Raw genomic sequence first — 26,139 nt, forward strand, 5'->3', positions numbered from 1 at the left:
CCGCGCCCTGTTGCTGCCGAGCAGCCATCCGGACTGATTGCGGAGCAAACGAATCATGGCCAATCAGAACGTTCCAGCATCATCCAACGCCCGATGCGTCGCACCTTTGGCCGGAAAGACATCTCCACCGGAACAGACGGAAACGCCATCATGCAACTCTGTGAAGAATCCGCGCGAAGGCCGCTTGAATTTGCCGCGCAATGCGGCTATCACCCGCTCACCGTTTCGCGCCACGTTGCGAAAGCCGGTCGCCGCCTTAGCTCAGTTGGTAGAGCACATCATTCGTAATTAGCGGGTCCGCCCCGAGAATGAGGTTCGAAGCCAGCGGGTTGGCGGAGGAGTGAAGAAAATAGTAGGGCTATAGTAGGTTGCCCTGCGCTTGGTGAGCCGCCTTAGCTCAGTCGGTAGAGCATCGCATTCGTAATGCGAGGGTCGCGTGTTCGAGTCACGCAGGCGGCACCACTTCCCCGATCTCCCCACGGATCGTCATCCCTATGTCCGCTTGTCCTGTAGCCGCCGCCTGACGGCTTTCCGCACCCGATTCCAATAGGTCTGCTCCGCACCGTCGCTGTCGTACCACGCGCGCTCATGGCGGGTGAACGCCTCCAGTTCTGGGTCGGGATAGTTGGCGATGATATCATCAGCCACGCGGTCGATGTCTGCGGCGGGGATCAACCTCGGCTTGATGGCATCGTTCCAGATCGTCCACAGGATCAGACTGATGAAAATGACGGCCTGCCCGCCGAAGAAGGCGATCAGCAGCCAGCCTACAGCCTTGAGTAGAATATCACCAACCATCAAGAACTAAACCACAGCATCCTGTTTGATATGAAAGAGATTTAATAGTTCTCATTTATGAGAATACAAAGCTCTCATTTCTCGATTTGTGTCCTGCGTTGCCGCCTCTGTCCGAGAGAGGTGCGCGTATGGAGCTTCAACGACTATTCGGCGCGAATGTGCGTCATCGTCGGAAAGCCAAGGGTTGGACCCTTGAACAGCTTTCCGGGCAGACCGGTATTTCACGCGAGACCATCGGCAAGATCGAGCGGGGTGTGGCTGCACCGCTTTTCGAGACGGCCGAGAAGATTGCGACCGCACTCGACATCCCCGCATCCGTCCTGTTCGGCGCCGACGCAATGCCGGGCACCGGGGAGCGGGCACGGCTTCTAACCGATATTCACCGCACCCTGTCCCGGATGAACGACGACCAACTCGACCGCGCCGCGAAGATGCTGAAGGCGTTTGTGGGGTAACGGCTTCGGAGGACATCTGAGGGGCGCCAGACGCGGCAGCATACCCGCCGCGCCAGCCCTCAACCTGCCCAACCCGCGCCAGCGGCGCTCTGAGGGGCGTCTGAAGCCATTGCAGTCATCGCCGGCTCACAAAGCCCAAAGCGCAGGCGGCATTGCCCGGCGCGTAACTTGTAACCTGTAACTTAAGGTCTGAAAGTTATAAGAAACCGGGGGAGTGGTGCACTCCCCCGGCCAATTGGCGCTGCAAAATGTTGCCGGGCTTAGGTTGGCGTTACAGGTTACGGCCAGCCTGTCCGCAAGCATCGTCAAAACGGCGGCTCCTTTTGGGCAGCAGGATTGGTAAGCGGCACCAATGTCGTCATGCCGCCTTCGCCCCGCTTCGCCAGCCACTCTACCTTGCGCTCATCGAGCCTCCCGCGCGCGAAGCCGCGCCTTTGGGTCTGCTCGCGCTGCGCAAGATCGTAGAGGCGATTGGTGCGGTCTTCCCAGCCGAGGCGCGCCATCTCAGCCTTGATCCGCTGTACCTCGACAGACGAGAGCCTGCCGCCCTCGAAGCCAAGCAGGAACTTCACGCTGTCCATCGAGACGCGGCCCGTCTTGCCTGCAAACCAATCTTCCAGAACGCCGGCGAAGGCGTCTTCGACCAGTCGCAAGTTCTGGAGTTCGCACGCGGCGCTCCACAAATGCTCGGACAGCGAAATGGATTCGCCCGCAGCCTCGCGCACCACCGCTTCGGCCCGTAATTGATACAGGTCGGCGCGGAGCTTGTCGAGTTGGATACGCCCGCCGCGCACCGGCCAGAAGCGCCGGTTCCCCGTCTGGTCGAACAGGTATTTCTCATCGTTGGTGCTGCCGATAATCACGTACTGGCGCGGATAGGTGCGAGCATCCCGACCGTAGGCGCGGCGATATTTGTCCCGCCGCGTCGACAGAAACTTCTTCAACTCGTGCGACGACGCCTTTCGGATGCCATCCATCTCCTGCACCTCGACGATCCACGCGCCGGCCAAAAGCTCGGCCTTGGTCTTGTCGTCGCTCTTGAGGCTTAAGCTTCCGCAAAACCATTCGTCACGCACGGCGAGAGTTTCAGCAAAGCTGGACTTGCCCGTGCCTTGACTGCCCTCGAACACAAGCATCGTGTCGAACTTGACGCCGGGCCGCTTCACGCGGCGTACGCCGGCAATCATGAACTTGGCTCCGAACTCGCGATTCAGTTCCGTGTCGTCGGCGCCGGCATAGTCGCGCAATAGGCCATCGATGCGAGGCTTTCCATCCCATACAAGGCCATCGAAATACTCGATGATCGGATGATAGGTCTGCTCGTGGCCGATGGCGACAAGCTCGGTCTTGATCGCCGCCGTCGAAGCCTTGAACTTGAGGCTGAGTTGAAAGCGGCTGCTCAGGATGTCTGCCACGTCATTGAGGTCGCGGCCTTCTAGCCCGATGCCTTCTACGTCATTCGTGAAGGAGAAGATATTGCGCCGTACTTCGACGCCAAGGCGTGCCAGCGCATAACGTATGTTGGCGGGATGGTCCCTGATCGGCTGGAGCTTTTCGTCCACCTCCGGCCAGTCCTCTCGACCCGCCTGGATCGTCATCAGCGCGCGGGCGACTTGACGCTGGCCGTAGCGCAGCGAGTTGGGTTTCTCGCGGACATGCGCGCCGATGGCATAGTCGGGATCGAGCAGGATCGACAGGGCATGTCCCGGCTGAACGCCGTTGCCAAGCATCCAGCATAGGCAGGCCATCATACGTTCCGAGCGGGACGGATAGGTCTTGTCGGGCGGGTCTTCGCCCGTAACCATGACTTGCACCCATTTCAGGTTCGACGGAATGATCTCGCCAAGATCTTCGGGTAGCGGAAGCGGCGCTATTTCAGTCGGCATGATGTCGGTTTGCCTACTTCCTGGTACGGTCAGCGCCTTATCCTTCGGCAGCCGCAGCTTGAAATCTTCGGCCCGGTAGGTCGTAGGCGGCTTCGAGAAATTCGGCGGGTCCAGCAACAGCGCCGATGCCGGTTTGCGTCCATCCGCGCGTTTCCCATCATTCAACCAATTCACCGTCCCCGGTAGGCGTAATAGCTGGCTGACGGCGATTGGCCCCGACGCGCCGCCGAAGGCTTCGAGAAGCGCCCTGTTCATGTTTTCAGCCTGCTCGGAGGGAATCGGTTCGCTGAGCTTCCACAGCGCCTGATAGCCGCCGCCGCTGAATATGATGGCCGTCGGCGGCGGCACGCCCTTGGGTCTCCGCTTGTCCTCTGTCAGCAGCGCGAGGATCGTATCCAACCGCTCGGCTTCATTGCCGGGGAAATGCTTGCCGTCGAGGTCTGCCCAGAGAAAATCCGAGCCGGACACATTGGCCTTGGCGCGCTTTCCGTTCAGCAGCCGCGCATTGGGCATGTAATAGAGGTTCCGCTGAAACTCGTGCCCGTTATTGGCGGTCACGAACCGCTTGGCGGAATCGGCATCGTGCTGCTGGTATGTTTCCACAGTGGGACTTTCTCGCCCGGCACTTTCCATGTGTTCCAGATAGATCGGCGCATCGGGGTTAATCCAGAGAAGGTAGTTAATCGCGTGATCGGAATTAGGTTCGAGACGGTCAGCCATGACGCGTCTCCTCCGGGTCGAACTCCTGCGAGGCAAGCCAAAGCTCGACATCGGCAGGCCGGTAGAGGATTTTGCCGGCGCGCTTGCCGGACTTAACGCGGATGAAGGGTGGGCCATAGCCGTAAATGCGGCCCTTCTCGAAGAAGCTCCGGCTCAGACCCGTGATGTCCGGCAATTGCTTGGTGGTGAGCAGTCGATTTGATCGGTCGGACATGGCGTCCTCCTGTTGTTGATAGGAGGACGATGCCGTGTCGAGCTGCCTGGAAATATCACCGGAAATCGGGCTGGATTCAGCCCCGATAAGCGGAAAGCGCCTTCGCCGTCGATTTCAACTTGGAAAGGTCGTCTCGCAAGCCTTTGAGCCGGCGAAGACCGACATAAACGCGCTCGGTCCAGCGGGTGATCGGAGTTGGGAAAGCGGTATGGAAGACGATGGCGGTGCCGGTCTTTCCTGCCAGAAGCCAGAATTGCTGACAGGCGACACAGAAGTCACGAACCCAATCTTCGTTTGGCCGACGCCCGGCGCGTCCTTCAAGGTTCGCCGCCCGGTTGCAGGTTTCCAGCAGGGACAGCAGGGCTTCGTAATGTTCATCCATCGCCCCTGAATTATCGGAGTGGTGCAGCACGGCGCCGAGCGTTTCGTTATCCGGGACTTCGCGAAGGATTGCCGCCGCCTCGGCCAGATGGTCCCGCAGCCGTTCCAACCTGTCATGCGTCGATTTGAATTCTGGCTGATCGGTCGGCACACCCACCTTGCCGTTGCTGATGGCAACTGCTGAGCCGGTTTCCATCAGCAGCCACATGCGGACCAGAAAGGCATAGAGCAGATCAGCGTCTTCAAAGTCGAATTCAATGGCGACATCCGCCGCGAATTCCTGAAGCTTGCGCTGTTGGCCATCAGTGGCAATGCGGGCGCTGGAGCGGCGCTCGCGGTCAAGCCGCCCATCGGCGTAAGGGGTGGCCAAGCTCCCCGATTTGTCCTCATTTTGCATTGGCCAACTCCAATATCCGGGCTGCGACCAATTCCACCGGCCCGCGCAGGCGCTCGGCATTCACGACGATATAGCCGCCCGTCACGTCGCCGTTAGCACGATGGTTCAGCAGGCGCTTGAGCGCATAGTAAGGAACGTCGAGGCTTTCGGCGATGGTGATGAAGGTGCGCCGAAGGTCGTGCAGCGTGAAGCTGACGCCGGACCCCGCGCTGACCCGGAGCAGGAACTTCTTCGTTTCCATCACGTGCCCCTGTTTACCAGGGCCGGGGAACACGAATGCTGACTCGCCCGCGTGCCTTTTGCGCTCCGTCAGCAGGTCCACGAGAAACCCTGACAGAGGCAGGTTCAGCGGATCGCCGTTCTTGGTCGTCGGCAGGTGCAGCGTACGAGCGATCAGGTCCACGTTGTCCCAACGCAGGGCCGTCAACTCGCCCCGGCGCATCCCGGTAAACAGCGCCATGAGCAGGAAGTCGCGCGAATAGTCCGGCTCGGCCATGACGGCCTTCCACCACATCGGCAGGTCCAGCGCCGCCACGACTGTCTGCCGACGCTGCTCGCGGTGCCATGCCCGAGCCTGAGTCAGAATCTGCACCGGGTTCGGCGGAAGCTCGTCGTGGGTCGCGGCGGCAAAATTGTAGACCGACCGTAGATGCCGCATCACGTTGTTGGCCGTGGTCTTCCCGATCTCGGTGGAAAGCTCCTGATGCCGTTTTAGCACCATCTGGCGGGTGATTTCGTTGATCGGCCTCTTGCGCCATGCCTTGAGGTGGAGCTTGGCGGTCCTCGTGTAGTTCAGCACCGTATGCGGCGAAAGGTGCGGACGAGCGATGAAGAAGCCATCGAACGCGTCAGCCAGCGTGACCTTGGCCACCGCCTCCTTGCGCTTCCCGGCGTTCGGGTCGTGGCCTTCCGCCATTTCGGCGAGGAGCGCCATCGCCCGCTTGCGGGCGATTTCCGCCGCGAACAGATCGGCCCGGCCGATGGTGACGCGCCGGGTCTGCCGGTTCACGTACCCCTCGGCGTAGTAGACCTTGGATTGCTTGCCGACGCGAAGACCGAAGCCGGTCAGCGTAGTGTCGCGGTAGAAAACTTGGCCGCTGGCGGGATGGGGAATTTCATCAACTGCGCGGCGTGTCAGACGTAAGTTTGGCATTGAGACCTCCTGTTGGCCTCAACTCAACGTAACGTCAATAACGTGAAATTACTAGTGATATCAGAGACTTATGACATAAAAAGAGTTTTGATCCAAAGACAGAAAACCCTGTCCAACGCCATCCGATATGCGCACGCGCGCGAGCGGACGCAACATGAGCAACGGCCGTTTCAGTTTAGCCAGTGGCCCTCATCCTAATCGCCGTTAGCTGGTATGGCTTTGCTCGCCGCTGCAAATTTCTTCGGCGATTTCAATCGATCTGGCCGCCACTTTTTCGGCGGAGCCAAGATCGCATTCCCAAGCGATTATCACTCGCCACCCGGACCTCTTCAACTCCTCAGCCGTTGCCGCATCACGCAAAGTGTTCCGATTAAATTTTTCTACCCAAAACTCGGTGTTGGTCTTGGGTGTCGTGGCAATCTTACAACCTTCGTGTCGATGCCAGAAACAACCATGCACGAATATAACGGTGCGATACTTCGGCAAGACGATGTCGGGTTTGCCTGGCAGGCGACGTCCATGCAGGCGAAACCGAAAGCCTAGTCGGTGGAGCGCTTTTCGGAGCGCGACTTCCGGCTTTGTATTGGCCGACCGAATTCGCGACATACGTTCTGAACGCTGAGCAGGGGTTAGAGTGTCCACCATCCCAACTATTTACCCGTTCCCAGTACCCCGGCGTGCCTCGAGCTCGAAGAAGGGCAAGCCCCGAACCACTTCGCCTGGTACGTCAAACGACTTATATAGGCACTGGTGGACTTGGAGCGATTTGACCCGTTCGGCCATCTCGGCGGCGCTGCCCGTCAACCCGAGCGCGGAAAGCTCAGCCGGGGTGACATTCGGGACCTTGTGGACAAACCAACTAAGCAGCGGCTCACGGTAGTCCGTCGCATTCACCTTGAAATGCCGTAGGTATTGCGATGCCAGGATAACGCCGGTCCCAAACTCTCGGCCTTGTAACAGCAACTTGCGCAGTACGTCGAATTCATACCGCATGATGTTGTCGGCTTCGTCGACCAACAGGTAGGAGTCCACTGCACGAAGCTGCGGGCCTTTGCCAATGAAAGGTCGTTTGGGCGTGCGAAGCATGTTCTCGTAGAACATGTTGAGCATTACCGCTACGAGCATGTTCTTGCTGCGATCGTCCTGGCCTAGGGCATCGAGCGAGATGACTACGACGCCATCTAGAAACTCGTCGAATGGTTGTGTCTCACTTGTCTTGGCAGCAAACACCTCCATGTCGACGAGGTCGTCGATGATCGCCATAGGCGAATCCGACTTACCATCAAGCAGTTCGGCATAGGCAGCATGGACATCGTAGAGCGTTGGTTGCTGCCCAGGTAGGCATGCGTCATAGGCAGCGCGGACGGCTCGCTTGAGCTTGTCACGCTGTACGGGGCCGATGCCAGTATAGATCTTGTCGAGCACGTCGGCAAAGAAGCGGAACCGATCGAGCCAGGGCGCGGCGGCATCGCCGATAGTGCTCGTGTCGAACAAGTTGAGCGGCAGTCGGTATGGCTTCACCACGCGTGCGCCCGTGGCCTTGACGAATTCCGGGCTGCTATAGTCCCGCTTATAGTCAAAGATCAGGAAGCGCGGCCGGATGCCGCGATTGGCAGCCGATGCATCAGATATTTGCAAAATCAGCGACTTCAGCAACTGCGTCTTGCCAGTGCCCAGATCGCCGACCACGCCCATGTTGAGCTGATTCAATCGGGTATCCGAAATATTTAGTTGGACATCGCCGGGTCGGAAACTGTCAACAGTGGTGCCAATCGACAGCACGATCCCAGTCGAAGCCTCGTCCGGCGTGGCCAAGGCAGAGCTCTCTGCCGAAGCTAGAACCGGCGCCAGCTCGACCGGCACCGCCCCCGCGACATCATCTCCGCTGGACTCCAACGGCGCCTCAGGGGTTGCTTTCACGTTAGGGTCGGTGTGGGGTTCCACGAGGCCGGTTGTGAACTCGCCGACGATTGGGAAGAGATCCCATTGCCCGACTTTAGCCCGGACACTTTCATAGAACGCCAGAGGATCGCCCGCGACGACTTGGCCAGCGTCACTACTGCCTATTGTGATGGTCTCATCGAAACCATCGTCGTCGCGATCGCGCGCTCCGCTGCGCGGACTGTCATCCACAATTATCAGCCGCCCGCGCTGATCGACCGAGACGCATGGTCGTGGATCGAGGATGGCTGATGCGATGCGTTCATGAAGCGACGTCCATTGTGCCTCCCGGCCAACAACATCTGGATGTTGGCTGTAGACTCGCATGCCGAAACCGATGATCGAGAGCAGCAGATGCTGAAACCCAATGGCCCAGGCGACAGGCTGACCGTCGTGCGGCAGCATGCTGGCAAGAAGCCTGGAGAAGGTTCGCGCTTGCTCCAACGCGTCGTTCACCTCCGATTGCGGGAACACAGATCCAGGCCTGCACTTCACCTCGATAGGCGTGAGGTGAATTCGGACGCCATTTGTCCCGAGGTGGATGCCCACGACCAGAAGGTCAGGACGAGAGAGAGACGCGTCTTTCCGATCCTTGCCCAAGGATTTTGCGAGGTCTGAGAAATATCCCCGAAATGGATCGACTGGCACGATTATGCAGACGGTGATGTCATCGCCTGAGCTGTCGATGACCGGAACTAGGCTCTCGCCTATGTTGGATAGCCTAAATCGATCCTGCAGCAACCGAACGGCTACGAACAAGCCCAGATCGCCCGTTGCGCCGGCATTGTCGCCGGCCAGGCCCCTAATCGTGGGGATGCCGCGCCGAGCAATCTCGAGCAAAACGTCCTGAACTTGGTTCGGCTCGATGGCTGCGCATCCCGGGAGGCGGCTAAGCGCCTTTGAAAGAGCTTCGCGATCTGCCTGCTTGACCCTCGACAGCAGGTAGTAGCCGTTCGTATCGCCGGCCCGATGGGAATAGGATGGCATATCATAGTCCCAAAGATATGCGTCCTCCAGCCATCCGCCGAGGAAGCAAGCCGGATCAATCGCTGAGGAGGAGACCGCGACGAAGTCGGTCCGGCGTGTCTCGAGCATGTCGCGCACCACATTGACGTTCGGCGCAAACCGCATTCCGGTGGGACGATCGCCAAGGCTTTCCAAAGTGCCCAGGCAAGCGGCGACCTTGTCGGCGAGAACATCTCCAGAATTCGACCCCGGGAGCGACTGGCGCGTCTCGCTTAGGAACGCGCCAGGGAGTTGACGCCGGACACGATGCCGAAGTAGGCCGCCATGCCCGAGTGGTGATCGACCCGAAACCGCAGCGGTGCTGGGCTCGGACATGTCGAGTTGTGCGATAATACCTAGATCGGGCCGCGCCGTCGCTGGCTGTCCGTCGAACCACCGGACGCCGTTGCGGGTATCCTCCGATAAGTTTGCGATTGTTGCGTCGTCGGGACGCGAGTCCCCGTCGCGGTGGTCGTATATTTCGACGACGCGTGGCCCCGCCCCTTGGCGGAGTGCGCGGCCGTTGCCGTCGCGGTAACGATCCGAGCACCAAGTGATAAGTCCCTCATTGCATGCATCAGTGGTGCCACCGGCACTCGCCACCACGACGCCAATAGCTGGTTTCGCCGCCAAAAGGCCCGACACGTCCTCCAGCGCGCGGGCGACCTGTGCCGCACTAAAGCCAACGGAAATGCCGCCGACTGAGATGCCGAAGCCCTCGCCGAAGGGGGCGATTCGAGAGCGGCTGGGAAGGCGACCAAGTCGCTCGCCATTCCACAAAACCGACCAATAGTCGGTGCCATTTTCAACTGCCAGGAAATCAACCTTCTCGATACCACCCGGCGATCTAAGCGAGAGCGTCAAGAGGTCGGGGACACAGTCTGGATCTAGGACACTCACCGCAGGGCAAGGATTGCCGCCGGACTCAGCCTCTAGCAGCACACCTTGGGCAACCGCGTGCCATGCAAGACGCAGGGGGTGCAGCGGCGATAAGATAATCGCGTCGGGGACCCGGGATATTGTCCTGCGATCATCATCCAGCGACGTGACAATACCCACATCGACCCAGCATGCTACGTCGGGTTCGGCGGCCAGCCAAGCTTGGTAGGCATCGAGATACCGTTCGACAACGGCGCGGAAGTCCTCATCGCTAGCAAGCCACTTGCCGAGCTCGGCCGACTCCATCAGCCCGGTTTGGTCACCAGAACCCCGAATGCGCGCCGCAAGTTGCTGCCTCGCTTCCACGAAGCCAACTGGCGGCTGGAACTCGGTGGCGTCCGGGCGCGGGTCCTGCAGGAAACGCCCAGTTGAGAAGATTGGTCCGGTGCCAGTACCCCAGACGGGTTGGACCCAAGCATCTACATAGTCGTCGGCAAGCACGATCGGCAGGTACGATCTACCCACGGAGTCTTCGGATAGCATCCAATCCTGCAGGCTGGAAGCTCTGGCACTTCGGTTCAGCTGGACGACAGGCTTGGCTTCTGAAGGTTCGATTGCTCGGCGATTGGCACGAATCAATCGCTCAAATTCGCTCCGGCAGCCCTGCTCGACCACGTCCTCAACCGCGAGGAATACACGGCAGGTCTCGTGCGAGACCGAGCCGTCCGCCGCTGGCTTGCTGAAGCCAATGTCAACTTGATAGTTCGTTTCTGCTTCAACTTCGATCTGATGAAGTCCCTGGCGCACAGGACGGACGAAAAGCTGCTGCATGGCATCAAGGCGATCCTCGGTATCGTCCGCGGTGCCAGTCGCCTCAGCAGCCAGGTTCACTCCCGGCGATGTGAACACCATCAGTTCGTAGCGTCCACCGCCAGGCACGGTCAGGCTGGCTTCCAGCTCTGGTGCCCCCTTGGCGCGACGCGTAGGTTTGCGTGGCGGGGTCAGCTTGCGGGCGAGCCGACAGGCAACGAAAATTCCGGGTTGCCAGGTCGCGAGCGACACGATCTTGATCGCCCCGGGCTTGAAACCCTCGGCAGATGCCGCGTACCGAAGGGGCGTCCTGTGGTCCGGCGGCGCTTCGTCAAGGAAGGCAGTCTCCTCGTCGCCAACCCGAACCTCCCCAAGCTTGTTGCCCTTGCCGCGCTCAATTGACACGACGGTATCTGTCGCGTCCTTGCCCACTGTCTCGAAGGTAAGTGCAACACTGCCCTCCACGAGGATGGGCATGCCCTTTGCCAATGGGACAAGGCTATTCGAGCAACCCATTCGAATGTCGCCCTGCGCGGCGACATCCTCGGTGAGCAACTCCGACCACTTCTCGGTTGTCAGTGCGCTCCACCAATTCGGCGCTGCCGGCATATTCAAACCATTGTCCGGAGCGTAGTAGGCGGCCGTCGCCCTTTCGAAGGCCGTCGGAAGGTCGCAGGTCTCGCGCAAGTGGGTCAGGAAGGCATCGAGGTGGCGACTATCTTCATCGCTCGCGTTCTCCTGCGCACGGCGAACGCCGGGGCCAAATCCATCGGACATGGCATCCGCGATTTTCTCCAAGACGCCCAACTGATCGCGAGACGATATTCCGCCGTCATGCATCGGTGGCATGCCGCAAGCAAGGCTGACCTGTTGTCCCGGCGTGAGGCCAGTCGAGCCCGGCGTCGCCGAGAATAGGCGCGACAGGACCTTCCAGGCTGCAGCGCGTTGGGTTCGCTCGGGATCCATTTCGTCTGCGGCAGAAGCCGCCCGGCCAATCAATATGAGCGCGTCGTCGCGCTGCTGCGGGTCCATGATACCCGCCTTACGAATGCCGACGCGCACTAGTTCCTGAACGAACTCGTCTGCCCACCAATCCTCGAACGGCACGTTGCCTCCGTTGTTGGCGGCCGCGACGCCAAATTCGTCGGTCGTTGACGTCACCGAGCGCATGCTGTGGTGGCCCGGAGGAACAAGGGCCAGAAATGTGGGCTGGGAGGGTGAATTGCGTAGGTTGAGCAAGTGGGTGTCGTCACACCGACCAGACACGCCGACCGGTGGATTTTCCTCTCCCACGGCCAAACTAGGCAGCTGAAGCAATATGGGCACCCTAGAACCTACCACGCCATCGGCCGTTAATAGGTCAAAGACTTCGGACAATGTCTCCCTTTGAGGACCATGAAAGATCAAACGCACTTCGCCTTGGTCGCCGTCAGGCGATTGGGCGAGCTTGTCGCGAATGAGGTCCGCGATGGCAGATGCCAAATGATTCATGCGGTTATTTCCAGACGGTTAGGAAAAGGCGGCACGAGCAGCATGCCACTTTCTGCATCAGGGCTGTCGAGCACCAACCCGAGCATGCGCAACTGGTGACCAAGGTCGTTCGTCGCGATATCCCTGTGGTCGACGATCGTCCCGTATCCGGCCAGATGCTGCGAAAGGCGGCGCACCGACCTTGGACCCGTGGTGCCTGCCAGGGAACAATGCACGAGCGCCAGGACGCTGACAGGACCCAGGCCGACGACCCAAGGGCTCGAATTGCTCGTCCCGCGCTTGCGAAGCACGAATCCCTGATCATATGCACGCAAGGCGGGGTTCGCAGCTTGCCGCTGGCCGAGGACATGGCGCGCGAACTCCATGATGTTCGATCCGATTCCCTTTTTGCACAGCAGGGTACGGGTCTCACGTTCGGATACTTCGGCCAACGCCTCGCGAATTCCCGTCGCCTCTATCTCTGTCACGCTCGCCCGCACACGCTTGCAAACCTCTGCGACGGCCCTTGCCGATGATATTGACGCAATCTCAATACCGACGGTTTGAAGTGCCCATAGAGTGGCGTTGAGCCCAAGACGGGCCTGCAGGAAGGCTGACGCGCGGTCCTTGATGCCGGGAAGGGCGCGATCACCATAGGACAGGAACTGGAATGTCTTGGGATAAATTGCTGAGCGCGCCGATGCTTCGTCGATGGGCCCGCCGCCGTCGAGCGCCCCTTTTATGCAATCCCACAACCTAGCATGGACGTCGCACAGCCAAGTTACATGCGCGACCGCAGCGAGCCTGACAATCGCCTCCAGAAGGGTGGTCCATTGTCGGCGGGTCATGGAATCCTTGGCGGAAATGATCGAGCCAAGGTCACGGACGAAGCGCCGTGCTGGGTAGTCCAGTCCACTTGTGTCGGTTGGATCGAGCGTCGATTGTTCGCCGGGCTCAACAGCCGCCCAGGCTGGCTGTGGCGACCAAGCCTCGATCTCGGCTTGCAGGAAGCGGGCGAATATGTCGTCGGCTTCGGCAACTGAAAGAGCCTCGAACAGCGCCTGCCAAGTAGCGTTCGCTATTGCCACGTCCGGCGCCCCAAGCCACACCATGCGCCTGATCAACGCACCAGCCGGCCAAGAATTGCTGCTGAGCCTCGCCGATCCGGAAAAGACGGTGGCTTGGGGCACGAGCGGAGTGACCTGCAAGAAACGCTTCGAGGATTGATTGGGGAGCTTGGGGCTTTCGAGGACGGAGTGGAGCAGCACGTGGAAGGTGTCTGCGTCGAGTGAAGCCGAATCTGGCTTGCGCGCGCGGTCGCGATACCATTGGACTTCCTTGTCGAGGTCGCGCCCGCGTTGGGGCACGGTGCGCTCAGTTGCACCCTCCAGACCGATGTGCCGGTACAACGAAGACAGAATGACTTCGGAGCTTGCATATTCGGGAGCAGGCGACATCGCGAGCGCTGAATCCTGATAGGCCGGATGGGAGGTGCGCCAGGGTTCGTCCCTGAATCTTGCTAGTGTCATCGACCCCCGCCTTCCTTTCGAACGGCGAATCCAGATCGCCGTTGAACAACCGACATACCGCTTGACCCAATCCGAATGCGTGCGCGATCGAGTACGAGCTTGTCCCTGACGATCGGGCCTGAAAGGCGCGCTCGCGTCGTGTCCAGCAGCGCAAGCACGGTCCGGGGCAGCGACGCTACCGACATCCCTTTCTCAAGTTCCTTCACCGCCTTGAAGAGGTCGTAGGTTAACGCGATGGGCTGGCCCGACCTTCCATCGCCAACCATCAAGAAACAGATCGGAGACACGGGCCGGCCGGCCTTCTTGGAATCGTGTGGCTGCACCGAGCGCGACGGCACGACCAGAGTAGCGCGCCGAATCATCGGCGGAAGAGGTTGGCCAAACGTCGTCGTCAAAGAGATTTCGAAGTCCTGATTCCGGTTAAGCAACTGTTCGACTTCCTGCGCGACGTCGAATAGGTCATCGCCAGCGGTGTCCTCCACTACTCGCTGGAAGTCATTCAGGATCGGCGCGTCGAGTACGGCGCCGGTCCTCGCACCAAGGGCGCGTCGCACTAGGCGGCATGCAAAGTCACGGAGGAAGCGCTGGACATTGGTGGCAGACGCGGGCCGCTTTCGGCGTACGCCACCAAGCGAGAGCTCCGCGTCCAGCTTGGCCAGCCGTTCGATCAGGTCGACCTCAAGCCTGGAGAGCACTTGTAGTTTTCTAATATAGTCAAGGCCTTCAAGCACTGATCGGCTGAACCGAACGTCAAGCTCGCGCAGAGCAAAGCGGGTGTTTTTTGTGACCTGCACTTCCGTGTCGGGATCGGTAAGGGCGGGGTCCAGAAGCTCAGCCACTCCGTCGAGCGCGCTGCTTATCATTGCGGGCAAGTATGCCGTCCGACGAGACGACAAAAACCACTGCAAGCCCATTGCAGTATTGTCGTCTTCGAGCCCAAGCTCCTTGATCTCTCGGAGGAGGGCGGGGCCAGCGTCGCGCTCCCAGCGGTGAAATAGCGCGTGCTGGTATTGCGACGCGACCAAGTGGAATATCGCGGTCGATTGTTCCCTCGACGGCTTGCCGCTCCGGCGCGCAATCTCGTCGAGACCGAAGAGCTTTCCCGCCCATTCGCACGGCTCTAGACTTGCTTCGCGTGGGGATACCCGGTGGCCGGCAAATAGGTAGGATGCAAGGGAGAACATATCGCGAAAGCTCCAGCGCTTTCCGCTTGCCACCTCGAACCATCGAAGAATCTGCAGGAGCGACGTTTCTGCGCGCCCGTGTGCTAGCCGCTCGCGACTTCCGCAGAACGGGCAGGAAGTGCCGCCAGCGCACGAGCCGGCTGCTGGCCACTTCTCCGCATCCAATGCCGTGCGAAACAGGCTTCGCGCCGGTTCCTCACCGCCGGCCACCGGCCTTAGCAACAGCGATTCGGCGTCCATCGGCCAAACGGCTACGTCGGCAAACCCGGCAAGCGGCCAGCAGGAGGGCGCGTCTGGCGTCAGGCTAACTGCACGCGTGACGGCTTCAAGCAAGTGGCGCGGCCCCTCGCGCTCATGGTCGATCGCCTCGATCAGGGCATCGTCCAACACGCCACGGTTGACGCAGCACAAGTAGGCCTCCTCGGCGCCGGCGGCTTGGACTGCATCGAGTTCATCGAGCAAGAGCTGCGCGGCTTGCTTCCCAGTGGCACCGACTACCGCAGAGGCATCCTGAACGATCGACAAGCCAAGCCTTCGCGAGCGGCCCCCGAGACCCAATGTATCCACGCGAACAAGCCTCGGTACGGCTGTGCCCTCAGGCGGGAAGAATGATTTCTTGAGCTTCGCTGCAAGCTCGCCTTCGGCGCCAAGCGCCGTGTCGAGCCAGCCTACGGTGGATTCGATTGCCTCAGTCTTCCCGTTCCCAGGCCCCCCCACCAGCAATAAGATGCGCGGGACCCCGTTGGACTCCGACGCAATCGATCTGGCCCATGCCTCAAGGCGATGCAAAAGGTTGGTCTCAAAGACAGCTTGGCCTGGCCGGCCGCTACCCGCGTCGAACAGGCGCCGCACGCCACCAGACCGGTTTCCGGCCCAATTCAGCAGTTGCGCCGGAAACGGCGCCTCGGTGATTTCCCCAGTCATACGCCCCCCTAGGCCGTCGCTGCTATTGGCAACTCCGCTATGCCCTGACCAACCGCCGATTTCTTACTCGCGACTTCTTCAAGGAGATTTTGAACGGCTATGCCAATAGCGCGCGCGAGATACGGCGGAACGGCGTTGCCGACCTGTGTGTAGCGCGGACATTCCTTGGTGCGCCGGTCGCCCCCGGTCGTGAACTTTCCCTTGAACACAAACCAATCCGGGAAAGATTGGAGACGAGCGCTCTCGCGGACGGTTAATATTCGAGGTTCGCAGTAGTGCAGAATGTCATCTGGCAGGGTGGTCAGCGTCGGCGCTGGTTCGTCGCTCGCCATCGGGTAAATCCGGTGCTTCTTCAGGCCATAGGTTTTGCGGCTTTCGTTGTCCATGCGGACACCCTTGCGGCACTCGACCAGAATGCGACGAAACCGCTCCTGAACGTCGTCCCGATGCCGCGCAAGCCGCATGCTGTCCATGTTTCCCTGATGGCCAGCCTGCATGAGCTTCTGATATGTCGTAGTAGGCTTGCCATACTTTACCTCACGGAAGCCGCTGGAGGATTCCGGGTCTGTGCAGGCGATCATCTCGCGACCGACAGTCTCCAGGTCGGACAACGCGCTAGAGGCACTGACGGCCTCGGGAAGGCCAAGTTCCTGAAGCTGCGTGAGTCGCGCTTCGTCGAGCAGTACGAATAGTCTCCTAATTCCGCCATCTAGCCATTCGCACAAGTCCTTCCGGATACCGACTGCTATTAAGCGCGAACGACGCTGGGGTACACCGAACCGCGAGGAATCCACCAACATTGCCTCCATCCTGTATCCAGCGACATCGAGGCTATCGACAAGCTTGTCATAGAAAGACCTTGGCTTTTCCGCGTGTTCACCAGGAACAGGAAGGCCCACTATGTTTCGACGGGCGTGGGCTACGCGCATCCCTGGTACGTTTTCCAGGATGAGGGCTTGTGGCTGGAGTGCGTCCACGACCTCCACGTATTTTTTGAAGAGGAGGTTCCGGGGGTCGTCCTCGACGCGACGTCCAGCAAAGCTAAAACCCTGGCAGGGTGGACCGCCAGCAAGCACGTCAATAGTGCCTCGCAGCTTGATCAGGTCATCCTTGTGCTGAGCAAGGAGGAGCTCAATGTCCCACGCCCGCTTGGCGAGCCAATTCGGCCAATCAAAAGCGACCTTTGGCGAGGCGTTGTCTATGAAATTGGCCGAAAACGTCTCGAAGGCCATCGGATCGCGTTCAATCGCGAACTTGCCGTTCAGCCCTGCCAGCGACAGTCCAAGAGACAGCCCGCCGCAGCCTGAGAACAAATCCGCAAAACTATAAGACTTCATGTACGATCCCGATATTACTATATTCCGGGCATAGAGGCGCGATAATTTCCATTTTTACTTTATTGCGATCAACGAAAACTCGGGCCAATCCCTAACAGGCACAATATCTGGATTTGTCCAGAAGCGCCAGGACCATAACAACAGAGGGACGATCATCCTACAACAATTTCACAGGGAGCAAGCTTTGGTCGCCCACAAACCCAGCTCCGGCCCACTCGGCGTAGCGCATTGGCCTCTAGGCTTGCTCCTGCTCGACCGTGAAACGCAAGTTCCCGACAGTCCAAACACTGGACGGCTCCGGCAAATACTCTTCCTCTTCCGGAGTACTCAGAACTTTCAGCTCCTTCATCAAATCGCCCATCGTGGCTTCGCCAGCTCGTCCTTGAAGCCTCGCTACTGCCGTGACGAGCTGATTCCAGTTGGAAAATGTGGCATCGCCGCCCACAACTTTTCGGAGCGAATGCGCGTAATGCCGCGTGAGAATAAGTAGGCTAACCTCGGGTCTCGCAGAGCCGGATGCGAGCCGCAAAGTAGCACGAAGCTCGGCCGTGCTCACGGCGGCGAGCCACGAACGCACCTTGTGAACCCAGTCGCTAACTTGACGGTTGAGCCGGTCGGTTCTCGCCAGCATCGTCGCGAAATCTGCGCCGTATGGGTCTTGATGCTTTAGCTGCGCAAGAATCACGCGATTGTTTGCTGCGTCGACGATCACCAGATCAATGTCCGTCAAAACCTTGTCGGCTTGCCTCAGCTTGATGTTGCCGCGGAATTCCAGCGCTGGGAGCACCGACAGAATAACCCTCTCAGCCGCTCGCTGCATCACGCCTTCCCGTGCCTGTTGAGCTCGGTCATATTCCTTCGGAAAACTATGCTGCAATGAATTCAGAAGGAACAGCATGACTTCATCACTATCAGCGCCCGCAAGGGGTCTGATGACATGATCGTCGGAGCACTGGATCAACGGAGGTATCGGAGCCCCCGGCCGATCGAGCAGCGACAAATTTCGCCTGCTCACGGAAAGTACGTCGAAGATGCTGCGCACGGTGTCATTCGTGACGGGCTCGTGGCCGTAGAGCTGCTCGCCAAACTCATTGATAAACGCCTGCATTCCCTCGAGAAAACCTGGGGTCTCAACCGACACGGTGAGGACGTCCTCAATCCTGATCGAAGGCTCCTTGTCTAGGAGTGCTCGCACGTATGCACGGTGTTTCATTGCCACTGATACGATGAAGATAGCTGCAAGCTGGTAGTTCCCAAAGGTGATGCCACCGAAGGCTGTCGAGAAGTGGAATGTGTCAAAACCCTTTGCGAGCAGCATGTCGCTGTAAGCGGGACCGAAGAAATAGAAATCCAGCGTTGGATCGGCCTCGTACCCAATGAAGTGCTCCGCGAATGGATAGACGAGATCGGTAAGCAGAGACCTGACTTCGTCGCCTATTTTGGCGCCGACCGTCGTTTCGTAGTCCTCCGCAAAAGTTCTTCGGTAGTGCCTCTTCTGAACACGCTCGAGCTCGCGTTCGTGCAGCTCGAGATCAGCTAGCTTCGCGGGCAGCACGATACGAAAACGATCGGGCAGCCTCTCTATCCACCCTCCCTTTGCGGTTAAGCTCTGCGCTATTCGTCGGCCGTGCTCGATTGCCCCGGCCACACCGATCAGCGAGAGCACCGCACCCGAGTATGTAAGGTTGCGCCGTATGGTGACAGTTGGCGCGTCAAAGCGAGCGTGTGCCTGCATCGCCAACTTAACGATTCGGACCACGCCGATGCGCATGAGGTACGATCGCTCTTCGTCGGCCCCGGTAGGCTCGGTTCCGACATCCACACCTTCGAAATCGAGATCAAGCTCATTGACCGCGATCCGCATCAGCAATCCGAGTCGATCGGTTGCGACTTCAGCCGCGAGAGCTCGCTCCTCCTGATTCAGGCTTTCGTAGAACTCTCGCAGGCTGTCAGTCACCCGATACAATTCCTAGCTGCAATATCCAGTCAGGGCAGCTTACCCATGACCAGAGGTTGGGAAGCAATTCTGAAGCCGCAGCCACGCGCTGGCGGTATTAGGGCTGAATTCGACCGACCTTATCCTGTCGTTTCCGCGACATCCCGACGCCAACGGACTCCCGCCCCCGGTCCAGACTGTGAACGCCGTTGATGGGGGGAGGTCCGGCGGGGGGGGGCGCTACCGATTAGTAGGGCACGCGGTGAACTGTAGGCTTCTAGTAGTGTCGCGGGATCAAAGGGGTGACAACAGGGTGATACCCCATGCTATCGCTCGACTCCTGAAAGTGAATTCTGGCCAATGGTTTGTCCAAGGGGGTCCAACGATTTCGCAGAGCATCTAAATCTCTGATATTGTTACGAAAAATAATTCGTAATGATGGGGTCGCGTGTTCGAGTCACGCAAGCGGCACCACTTCTCTCAGTCCTCAGCTACCCAGACGATTGCTCCGTCACGCCTGACAAGGGCGAGTTCAATTCCAGCTCGCGAACACCGTGACACCATCCGCGCAGCGAGGCGCTCAGTTTCTGGAGTCCAGGAAACCGCAGCGATTTCTCGCGCCCCATCAAAGGGACGGGCCATCAACAAGCCGACCGCTTCGCATAGCCCACGGCGAAGGCGCGATAGCTGGCCAGCGTGAGTGCTGTTGATTGTGCCGCCCTTGCATTCGATGACGATGGACCGGCCGTCTACCACTCCTACCACGTCTCCGACGCCAGACCGAGGATTGACGATCACAGTCTCATGTCCACGCTGATAAGTTCCGCCGTAAGAAGTGCTGCCAAGCGACGCGGTTTTCTCGAATCCAGCGGTGCCAAGCCAAGCCGGAATATCGAAGCGCTTCGCGTGCTCGCCGTCAGGGTGGATCGACACCTTCGCTTCTGTGGCATTGTCGAGGATATAGCGGGCCATTGCGAGCATTATACTCGCCTCCGTCAACCGCTCCTCAACGCCCCCTTGCGCTTTGGCTTGCCGTTTTTCAGGTGGATCATACTGCGTCACATATTCCATCGGCTTCGTCCCCCCTTGCCGCCAACAACAACACACCCTCGGAATAACGCCTAGGCTTCCTGCTGTTCAGGCGGCCTTCGCCTTCCGGCGCAATCGCTGCTCATATTCCTTCAGCAACACCCAACCACTCTCGCCGGGTAGCCGGACCTGGATCAGTTCCTTGCCGTTGAGACGCGTTTTCCTACCGTCCCGCGTTCTGCAAAGCTCATCGGCAGCTCCAGACGGGCTGGAGAACCGCTGTCCTTCAAGCACAAGAGTACCGTTATCCACGTGCCCAGTGAACCGCTGGCCGTTATAGTCCATCTGGAGGTCGGTTCCATGAGGGAGGATCAACCCCGTCGACTTCCCCTTGCCAACCCAAGGGCGTCCGTTAGCGATGGGCGTGACCGACTCGGACTCAGGCCGTTGGGTTTCGGAAGCATCAATGCCCAGCATTCGCCGCAGCGCTTCGTTGGGCGTTTCATCGAAGCTCCAGCGCTCCAACTCAATCGCCTTGTGCACCTCGAAATCAATATCGATAGACCGTGTTTGCATTTCAGCACCTTTCCTCATTTCCCTCACATTAATCCTCAAATCGCTTAATGTTAAGAAATTAGGGGGATTAGAGGAGAGACGATTACCCAATGAGAAGTAGCGGTTGCAGGTTCGCTGCGAGGCGACCGAGGACATCGCCAACGTTCGGCGAGCGGACAGGTGTTACGCCCGCTCTAGCCGCCGCCTGACGGCCTTCCGCACGCGATACCAATAGGTCTGCTCCGCGCCGTCGCTGTCGTACCACGCGCGCTCGTGGCGGGCGAAAGCCTCAAGCTCAGGGGCGCGATAGCTGGCAATAATGTCGTCAGCTACGCGGGCGATGACGTCGGCGGGGATTAGTCTCGGCTTGATCGCGTCGGTCCAGATCGTCCAGAGCATGAGGCCGACGAAGACGAGTGCCTGTCCTCCGAAGAGATTAGTAGCAGCCACGAAAATGCTTGGACGAATGTATCCCACATCGCACCATCCCCGATGAAAATGCGATGTAGCCTATAGTCAACGAGTGTAACTTGAAAGCAAAATGAGACTCACAGTCCGTTGTCTCATCGTCTACATATCTGCCCTATCTTGGGCATGGAAGACGTTTGCGCGATACTGGCCCGAAACATCAAGGCAGCCCGAGGCCTTCTGGGTTGGTCCCAGGAAGAGCTTGCCGACCTCAGAGATCGACCGCACCTATATCTCGGGTGTTGAGCGGCAGGTGAGAAACCCCACGATCACCGTGGTCGCAAAGCTGGCCAAGGCGCTCGGCACCACCACGGCAGACCTGCTGACTGACCGATCAAATTGACCGCACGAGCACGGAATAGTGCCTAGTTCGTCTCCACCGCGACGAGACGGTCGGAGAGCTTGAGCGCCAGCCGGGACGTCTCCGTGGCATCGTGCAGCGTCTGCTCGATCTGCATTTGCATCGTCGCCAGCTTGTCGCCCTGCCAGTTCGAGCAGAGCCAGAAGATCAGCCCCAGCGTCGGTAGCGCCAGGAGCATCGACAACCGCGCCAGTGCGGTGACGATGACGCTATCGATGAGCTTCTGTGCGGATTGTCCCATCGCTTCCTCTTCCATGTTCACTGCGAGCGTCCCCGATTTCCGAATGCTATTTCCGGCAAGCCGGCTGCGCCGCGCAGGTCCGGTTGTGGTCGGCGACCTGACGGGCAAATGGCTTGTCGTTGGTGATGATGAAGCTGGGCGATCACCACAGTACGGCCGCAGAAAACCGACATGGTGGACATGCTGCTGATGGTCGCGTTCGCAGGTGGGTGGTGGTGGCTGTTTAGGTAGATGGCCACAGTGCATCGTCCGCCACGTCTTCCGGCAGCGGGTCCATGGCCTTGATCGCCCACGACGTCTCATAGAGCGCAGAGACGTAAGCCGCCGATTGTTGTCAGAGCGAAGCACCTGCGCTTCCGCCATGGCCGTCACCCGCTAATCAACCGCGCTGCGACAGCAATGACGGGTTGGGTCACCCTTGCGCTGAACAGCGAGTCACATAGGCTAGTCTCAGTTGCAAATTGCATTGGAACCAGCTGCTATGGTAGGCACAGCCATGCAATTTAAAGGGTGACCGGCGTGGACCTTTTCACAATTGATGGCTTTCATCCGCTTCCGGCCTCACGCCGTTCTGCTTACGAATTCTACAAACCAGTTTCGCTTGAGGATGGTTTCCCGGCCCGACGAACAAACTCCGGCACGATAGCTCATCCCATTTATGGAGCGTATATGCTCCGCGATTATTTGTGGATGTACAAAAAGAACAAGAGCCAGGAGGCTTTGCTGGCCGCCGAGAGAATTGGACGAGCCGCCATTGAGAGGATGGAGAATTTCAAAGGCGGACGTGTCTTCTGGTATGAAGAAAACGAGCTGGCCCCCACGAGAGGGAAGCACTATTCGGGGCTAACTCAAGCCCGATATCTAATGCCCCTCTACGAATTGGGGGTTGCCACAGGTAACGACGACTTCAAAGTGGTAGCTCAAGCGGTTTTCGAAAGTCTGAGATTGCCGGTGAACTCGGGCGGGGTCATGCGGCAATTCGGAGGAGGATTTGTGATCGAAGAATTTCCCCATGAATTGCCAGTATTCATTCTGAATGGATGGACTACCGCCCTGATACAAATCGATGCGTACGCAAGAGCATCGGGGTTTGCCGAAGCATCGGAATTTCTCGAAGGAAGCATATCCGCTCTAGAGCAGCTGTTGCCCTTCTACGACATACCTCGCCTAGCCAATTCAAGATACCAACTCGCAGGATTTGTTGACCAGCGCATCGTGGCCAGCAAGCGCATAGAAATCAGAATTAAAAGCGGCGCAGTACTGGGTGGCGATAAGCAATACTGGTTTGCACAGAAAGGAGAGATGAAGTCGCCCAACTGGGAGAGCTACATATCTGGCACCGATGAATCTCGGTCAGTCGAGATCCGAACGGTTATCAGCCGCGCAACATGGCCGTCAGAGTGGAAGATGGAACTGGAAATCAGCACCCCGGTCGCGACAAAAATCTATCACGAGCTTGGTTACGCTGATTACTGCCCACTTTCTGCAAATATGGCTCGTACCCGAATCAACAAATGGAAAAGAGTGCGGACTCTTCACCTCTCACACGGTGTTAACAACGTGAGCATCCCGATATCGTGGAATGATATTCCGCTACTCGGATATCCGACGAACTTCAAGAAAAAGGTCGGTGGGATTAACCGAAATGTCTATCACTGGATGCATGTTACTAACCTAGAGAGCTTGTCTAAACGGTACCCCAATCTGCTTCCCTGGGCAGAAAAGTGGAGAGGGTACACTGAGCGGTGGTCTTCAATGGATGTGTACAGGAAAGCCGGTGTAAGTTTTACACAGCACTGCGCCTTAAATAATAATGGGCATAACATCGTTCCGGTAACAGATTCCCCAAAAGAGCCGTTCTGGCGCCGAATCCTCAAAAGGCACTCGTTTACGAGATAGCATCGTTGTTTCTGAGGATATTGCCTGTTCCGAGATCGGAGGTATCAGTAGTGCAGTTGCGGCCAGTATTATTAGCGATAAGCCCATTCACTCTGGAGACGCGCCACGCAACGGCCATGTTCTCGCATTCATTGTTCTTGATCCACGCCCTGGCACCCTGCGCCGATTGGATTCGTGATCGTGGATACCGCTCAGGAGCGGCAAAGGGAGGGAGCTATAGGCGCGGCAAAACGCGCAAGTGGGACATACCGCCGACCATCGCTCTGATGGCTCGGTGACCGGCTGCTGGTGGTGGTTGGGATAGACGCTCAGTGCCCGTCTGTTCTTGATCCGCCTAGCTAGACGTGCGACTGACCAAAAAAACATGGAGGTATCGTCTGTGCGTTTGGTTACGATTGTTGGAGCAAGACCCCAGTTCATTAAGGTTGCGCCAGTGAGCAAAGCCCTCTCGGGGGCCGGAATCGATGAGATCCTTATCCACACCGGCCAGCACTTTGACACAGACATGTCTGACGTGTTTTTCGAAGAGCTTGGCATTGCGGCGCCTCAGTACCATCTCGGCGTAAATGGCGGCGGACACGGCGCCATGACCGGTACAATGCTTCAGCAGATCGAGCCAGTTCTTCAGGAACTGAAGCCGGACAGAGTAATGGTCTATGGTGACACCAATTCCACGCTGGCAGGGGCTCTGGTGGCGGCGAAGCTCCACATCCCGATAGCTCACGTTGAAGCAGGCCTCCGTTCCTTCAATCGTGCGATGCCGGAAGAAATCAACCGCATCGTCGCCGACCAGCTTTCCGATATCCTGTTCGCCTCGACCAATGTGGCGGCAGAAAACCTTGCGCGAGAAGGCGTCGTATCTGATCGCATATTTCAGATCGGCGACGTAATGTACGATGCCGCACTGCAGTTTGCCGAGGCAGCCTCGAAACGAGACATACTGTCTGTCGCCGGCGTTGAACCACAAAGATATGTTCTCGCCACACTTCACCGCGCGGAGAATACCGACGACCTGACTCGCTTAAAACGATTGGTCGACGGATTAGAAACCGTTGCCGCTACAATGCCGGTCATACTTCCGCTGCATCCGCGCACCGCTAGCCGCATGAGAGAGAGCGGGTTGGCGTTCAACAACGTAAAGACCTTAGCACCTCTCGGCTATCTGGATATGGTCGCGCTCGAATCCCAGGCTGCGGTCATCGCTACCGATTCCGGCGGAGTGCAAAAAGAGGCTTTCTTTTATAAGGTGCCTTGCGTCACGCTACGTGACGAAACGGAATGGGTCGAACTCATTGAGTTGGGCTGGAATCGATTGGCTTCTCCAGCCCAAGCGGACATTTCAACCGCGATACTGAACGCGATCGGAAAAAAAGGTAGCGAAGCTCTGCCTTACGGTGATGGCACTGCCGCAAGAAATATAGCAACGATATTATCCCAAGCTCACATACAATAGCGAGGATGGCGCATCCACTACCCGAGCAAGAGTACCCGTGATAGATTTCGCGGCGGGCCAGATATGAGCCAACAAAGTGGGCAAAAGCGCGCGAGCGCAACTATCTATGTCCAGCAAGCAAAATTGGAAGAAGCCGCAGGACAGTTCTCCAAGGCAATTGAACTATATTCTGCAGCTATTGATCTCAAAGGCGAGGCATCGCCGGCATGGTGGCATGCCCGGTTAGCGCAGGCATTCATACTCGTCGGAGACCATCAGAAAGCGCGGAAAGCATATACAGAGGCAATCAAGATCGATCCAAGTAACGACGCGTGGCAAACTGCGACTCGCGAACTAGAAAGATGGGGTCACACTGGCGGTGGTTCGATAGAAGCATCCGCCGGATATTACGACGACATCTATGAGAAATCTGCATCCTATCGTAAGGACGGCGAGGACACCTCCTATCGTCAGATGTGGGAGCGGATTGTTGATCTCCTGACGACCAACGGCAGTAGAAGCATTCTAGACATTGGATGCGGGCCAGGACAATTTGCAGCCTTCTTAGCCAAGCGTTTTAAATGCGAATATCTAGGTATGGATTTCAGTAGCGTGGCCGTTCGGCAAGCCACTGAAAGAAAGCTACCTTTCACATTCGCACAAGGAAACGCGCTGACTACGTCGTTAGTCGAGAGCGTAGCCTATGACACCGTTATTTGCACGGAAGTACTCGAGCATGTCGACAAGGATCTTGAACTGATATCTTGGGTTAGGTCCGGTACATTCTGCATTTTCTCGGTGCCAAGCTTCTACGCATTCGGACATGTACGCTATTTCAAGACCAGTGAAACGGTGACAGAAAGATATGGTCCATCGTTTGATGGCTTTTCCGTTGAGAAATTTGTGCTGCCGTCGACGGAATCCATATTTCTCTTTCATGGTATCAAGACAAGCTAGAGCACGTTCGGTTTAATCTGGTTCATATCCTGCTGCCTTGAAGTAGTTTGCGCATTCGGCTGGTGAGAAGATTTCGACGAGAGTGACGTTGCCCCTTTGACTTAATCCGGTTTGAAGTTCGTTCTGGCCTAAAGAGAGGACCAGAACATGAAACGCAGCCGCTTCTCGGATGAGCAGA

General features: G+C 58.3%; 19 protein-coding genes, 1 tRNA gene and 3 pseudogenes. 7 read left to right on the forward strand and 16 right to left on the reverse strand.

All coding sequences use genetic code 11. The features are described 5' to 3' along the window. The first annotated feature begins 55 nt into the window (after positions 1 to 55). Both C7441_RS23805 and C7441_RS15195 read left to right on the forward strand, forming a co-directional pair. A complete protein-coding gene (locus C7441_RS23805; RefSeq protein ID WP_146201499.1) occupies positions 56 to 292 on the forward strand; it encodes a hypothetical protein in 237 nt (78 codons plus the stop codon). A 94-nt stretch (positions 293 to 386) separates the two neighbouring features. Further along, positions 387 to 462 (forward strand) — tRNA-Thr (locus C7441_RS15195). Positions 463 to 492: 30 nt separating this feature from the next. Here the strand turns inward: C7441_RS15195 and C7441_RS15200 are convergent. Next, a complete protein-coding gene (locus tag C7441_RS15200) occupies positions 493 to 798 on the reverse strand; it encodes a hypothetical protein (RefSeq protein WP_109613609.1) in 306 nt (101 codons plus the stop codon). 128 nt (positions 799 to 926) lie between these two features. On the opposite strand from C7441_RS15200, the pseudogene C7441_RS24570 reads away from it, so the two are divergent. Next, positions 927 to 1,061: pseudogene (locus tag C7441_RS24570) on the forward strand (helix-turn-helix domain-containing protein); the annotation flags it as partial. A gap of 497 nt (positions 1,062 to 1,558) precedes the next feature. Here C7441_RS24570 and C7441_RS15210 read toward each other — a convergent pair. From C7441_RS15210 to C7441_RS15265, 14 genes and pseudogenes are all read right to left on the reverse strand, one after another. Then, entirely contained in the window at positions 1,559 to 3,859 is a 2,301-nt protein-coding gene (locus C7441_RS15210) for a virulence-associated E family protein (protein WP_170125148.1), read from the reverse strand. After that, positions 3,852 to 4,073, reverse strand: coding sequence for a helix-turn-helix transcriptional regulator (locus tag C7441_RS24090; RefSeq protein ID WP_170125149.1), 222 nt, complete (start codon positions 4,071 to 4,073; stop codon positions 3,852 to 3,854). Before C7441_RS24090 ends, C7441_RS15210 begins: the two co-directional genes overlap by 8 nt. Before the next feature lie 76 nt (positions 4,074 to 4,149). Next, the gene (locus C7441_RS15215; protein ID WP_109613612.1) at positions 4,150 to 4,851 is read right to left on the reverse strand and encodes a hypothetical protein; all 702 of its coding nucleotides are present in this window, start codon (positions 4,849 to 4,851) and stop codon (positions 4,150 to 4,152) included. Continuing rightward, the gene (locus C7441_RS15220; protein WP_342353278.1) at positions 4,841 to 5,722 is read right to left on the reverse strand and encodes a tyrosine-type recombinase/integrase; all 882 of its coding nucleotides are present in this window, start codon (positions 5,720 to 5,722) and stop codon (positions 4,841 to 4,843) included. Before C7441_RS15220 ends, C7441_RS15215 begins: the two co-directional genes overlap by 11 nt. A gap of 15 nt (positions 5,723 to 5,737) precedes the next feature. Further along, positions 5,738 to 6,004 (reverse strand): annotated as a pseudogene (locus C7441_RS24395) (integrase arm-type DNA-binding domain-containing protein); the annotation flags it as partial. Positions 6,005 to 6,208: 204 nt separating this feature from the next. Beyond that, complete coding sequence (locus C7441_RS15225; RefSeq protein ID WP_109613614.1) at positions 6,209 to 6,649, reverse strand: very short patch repair endonuclease; 441 nt, start codon at positions 6,647 to 6,649, stop codon at positions 6,209 to 6,211. Positions 6,650 to 6,658: 9 nt separating this feature from the next. Then, positions 6,659 to 12,130, reverse strand: coding sequence for an ATP-binding protein (locus tag C7441_RS15230; RefSeq protein WP_109613615.1), 5,472 nt, complete (start codon positions 12,128 to 12,130; stop codon positions 6,659 to 6,661). Then, positions 12,127 to 13,638, reverse strand: coding sequence for a hypothetical protein (locus tag C7441_RS15235; RefSeq protein ID WP_109613616.1), 1,512 nt, complete (start codon positions 13,636 to 13,638; stop codon positions 12,127 to 12,129). The genes C7441_RS15230 and C7441_RS15235 overlap by 4 nt, the downstream gene beginning before the upstream one ends. After that, positions 13,635 to 15,746, reverse strand: a complete 2,112-nt coding sequence (locus C7441_RS15240) for a hypothetical protein (protein WP_109613617.1) — start codon at positions 15,744 to 15,746, stop codon at positions 13,635 to 13,637. The genes C7441_RS15235 and C7441_RS15240 overlap by 4 nt, the downstream gene beginning before the upstream one ends. 8 nt (positions 15,747 to 15,754) lie before the next feature. Further along, positions 15,755 to 17,083, reverse strand: coding sequence for a DNA cytosine methyltransferase (locus tag C7441_RS15245; RefSeq protein WP_109613618.1), 1,329 nt, complete (start codon positions 17,081 to 17,083; stop codon positions 15,755 to 15,757). A gap of 235 nt (positions 17,084 to 17,318) precedes the next feature. Continuing rightward, the gene (locus C7441_RS15250) at positions 17,319 to 19,040 is read right to left on the reverse strand and encodes a hypothetical protein (protein ID WP_146201500.1); all 1,722 of its coding nucleotides are present in this window, start codon (positions 19,038 to 19,040) and stop codon (positions 17,319 to 17,321) included. A 459-nt stretch (positions 19,041 to 19,499) separates the two neighbouring features. Continuing rightward, positions 19,500 to 20,090 (reverse strand): hypothetical protein, encoded by a 591-nt coding sequence (locus C7441_RS15255; protein ID WP_109613620.1) that lies wholly within the window; start codon positions 20,088 to 20,090, stop codon positions 19,500 to 19,502. Positions 20,091 to 20,156: 66 nt separating this feature from the next. Then, on the reverse strand, positions 20,157 to 20,624 hold the full coding sequence (locus C7441_RS15260) for a hypothetical protein (RefSeq protein WP_146201501.1): 468 nt from the start codon (positions 20,622 to 20,624) through the stop codon (positions 20,157 to 20,159). Positions 20,625 to 20,786: 162 nt separating this feature from the next. After that, a pseudogene (locus C7441_RS15265) lies at positions 20,787 to 21,044 on the reverse strand (hypothetical protein); the annotation flags it as partial. Positions 21,045 to 21,273: 229 nt separating this feature from the next. Here C7441_RS15265 and C7441_RS24575 point away from each other — a divergent pair. Further along, a complete protein-coding gene (locus tag C7441_RS24575; RefSeq protein WP_342353277.1) occupies positions 21,274 to 21,414 on the forward strand; it encodes a helix-turn-helix domain-containing protein in 141 nt (46 codons plus the stop codon). 22 nt (positions 21,415 to 21,436) lie between these two features. Here C7441_RS24575 and C7441_RS15275 read toward each other — a convergent pair whose 3' ends face one another. Beyond that, complete coding sequence (locus tag C7441_RS15275; RefSeq protein WP_146201502.1) at positions 21,437 to 21,673, reverse strand: hypothetical protein; 237 nt, start codon at positions 21,671 to 21,673, stop codon at positions 21,437 to 21,439. A 519-nt stretch (positions 21,674 to 22,192) separates the two neighbouring features. Here C7441_RS15275 and C7441_RS15280 point away from each other — a divergent pair. From C7441_RS15280 to C7441_RS15290, 3 genes are all read left to right on the forward strand, one after another. Further along, entirely contained in the window at positions 22,193 to 23,572 is a 1,380-nt protein-coding gene (locus C7441_RS15280; protein ID WP_146201503.1) for a D-glucuronyl C5-epimerase family protein, read from the forward strand. Between the two features lie 379 nt (positions 23,573 to 23,951). Then, positions 23,952 to 25,025 carry a non-hydrolyzing UDP-N-acetylglucosamine 2-epimerase gene (gene wecB, locus C7441_RS15285; protein WP_244916166.1) on the forward strand — a complete coding sequence of 358 codons (1,074 nt, stop codon included), beginning with the start codon at positions 23,952 to 23,954 and terminating at the stop codon, positions 25,023 to 25,025. A gap of 63 nt (positions 25,026 to 25,088) precedes the next feature. Further along, positions 25,089 to 25,961 (forward strand): methyltransferase domain-containing protein, encoded by an 873-nt coding sequence (locus C7441_RS15290; protein WP_109613625.1) that lies wholly within the window; start codon positions 25,089 to 25,091, stop codon positions 25,959 to 25,961. Positions 25,962 to 26,139: the final 178 nt, after the last annotated feature.

This window comes from Pseudaminobacter salicylatoxidans, from assembly GCF_003148475.1.
Lineage (GTDB): Bacteria > Pseudomonadota > Alphaproteobacteria > Rhizobiales > Rhizobiaceae > Pseudaminobacter > Pseudaminobacter salicylatoxidans.